The 1,716-nt window shown below is 63.3% G+C and carries 2 protein-coding genes; one reads left to right on the forward strand and one right to left on the reverse strand.

The features are described 5' to 3' along the window. Positions 1–356: helix-turn-helix transcriptional regulator (locus MJ785_RS14605; RefSeq protein ID WP_239381347.1), on the reverse strand; the 356-nt coding region annotated here is incomplete at its 3' end. A gap of 572 nt (positions 357–928) precedes the next feature. Between MJ785_RS14605 and MJ785_RS14610 the strand changes: the two genes are divergently transcribed. Then, on the forward strand, positions 929–1,174 hold the full coding sequence (locus tag MJ785_RS14610) for a hypothetical protein (RefSeq protein ID WP_239381349.1): 246 nt from the start codon (positions 929–931) through the stop codon (positions 1,172–1,174). The last annotated feature ends 542 nt before the right edge of the window (positions 1,175–1,716 follow it).

Here is a 1,716-nt window from a genome sequence, read left to right on the forward strand (position 1 = left end):
TAGGAGGCCAGCGGCATCACTTTGCCCCCGACCAAAAACCCGGCTCCGCTTCCGGCAAGAAATGTCCGCCGATCCATCGCCACAATAACCACCTCCCCGACGTGCGCAATCACCCGGTACTGGTCCGGCACGTCGCTATACGTGCTGTCCCTGCCGCGGTGGTGCGAGGCAATTGATGCGGCGCCAGCGGCAGGGGGCCTTTGCATTTCTCCCGCCGGCGGACGCTGGCGGGGAAGTTTAAACCACAACAGCTCTTCCGGGATGCGCAACATCTCGGCCCAGCGAATGAGCTTAGTGAGATCAGTTATAGGAGTGCCGGATTCGATACGGCTTAGCTGTGTCTGGGTGATGCCCATCCATCGTGCCACCATCTCCTGGGGCAAGGGGGCGCCGTGGTGCGGGTGGGTGCGGTACGCGGCAATGACGTGGCCCATGTGCCAGGCATCGAGGGCATCCCGGAGTTGGTCTGACGCTTCCCAAAATGTGGGCGCCACCTCCGGCGCTCCTGCCTCCAGCTCGACCGTCCGGCGCTGGCAGGGTCCGCACAGGCCCACGCTGTTGTCCCGTGCCAGCCGTTCCCCACACCGGCAGTAGCGACCCTGCCCCCGCTGCTCGCTCACCGTAATTACCGGCCCTCTCCGTCGTCTGCGGTGGGCTTCCTACCTCGCAGTCTAGCCGTTACGGTCCGTCGTCCAGACGTGCCGCGCATACCCGTCATGCATGGGATGGCTACTGCTCTTTAGCCAACGCGCGCAGTGTCCCAACCAGGCCCCGGTGCCGGGTTGAGATGGCGCAAGTTCGATCATGCCGGCCTCCCCGGCACCGGGCGCCAGCCAGACGGGGCTGACGGCGGACCAGCAACAGGAGGTAGATGGTGGGCGGCTGGATCAGCGGTTCGTGTTCGTCCGGGCCGGGGTCTGGGGAGAATATGGCTGCTCATCTCATCGAATGCCAATTTGAAGCCGTACTGACGCAACTGGAGCGGCTGGAAGACAACTTTGCCTATTCCAGGAACGAACTCGGCGCCACGCCCCTTGAGCTGGCCGCCCTCCGCGAACGGCTGGAAAGCGTGACCGAGGAGGTCCGATGGATGCGCGACCAAATGGGGAAGCTCGTGGGACGGTTGGAGCACTCCAGAAGGCGGCAGCCCGGCGTATCCGGCCCTACTCCGTAATTCAATGGGTACGGGGAACAGTTGGCCGCCTTTGCTGAGTGGGACGAGGCGCACCAGTGGGCGCACCTGACGGCCATGGACGACCAGGTAATCCTCCCGCTGGAGGTGGAAGACCGGAGCCAGCGCATTACCCGCCGCATCACCCGCGAAACCTGCGAGCTGATCGCCTGGACCATTTTCACCAAAATCTCCGGGTGTCCGCCAACGGAGTCGGAACCCCGGATACCGCCGTACACGCCGAGGGGGTGATGAGCATGGGAGGGTGACAGTATGAGCGACTAATCCGCGCCGCTTCCGGCGAACACCAGCCACTCCACGTCACAAGCCAAGCCCGCCCCTTCGAGTGTCCGGGGCGGGCTTGGTGGCGTCACATTTACCGCCGCGCCGGATGTATTAATACCATCGCCGGAGCGCTTGTCAAACTCGCCGTTTCACGGGCCGGTCATTGAGGCTGGCCGAGACCCCTATTTTGCGAGGTCACACCATCGCCTAATCAAAAATCAATACCTTTGAGCCTGGTGTCGCTTTTTGTTCATTGAGCG

The organism is Protofrankia sp. CiT1, from assembly GCF_917627335.1.
Taxonomy (GTDB): domain Bacteria; phylum Actinomycetota; class Actinomycetes; order Frankiales; family Frankiaceae; genus Protofrankia.

Coding starts and splice junctions, on each gene's coding strand:
- MJ785_RS14610 (WP_239381349.1), top strand. CDS start 929: ATGGCTGCTCATCTCATCGAATGCCAATTTGAAGCCGTACTGACGCAA.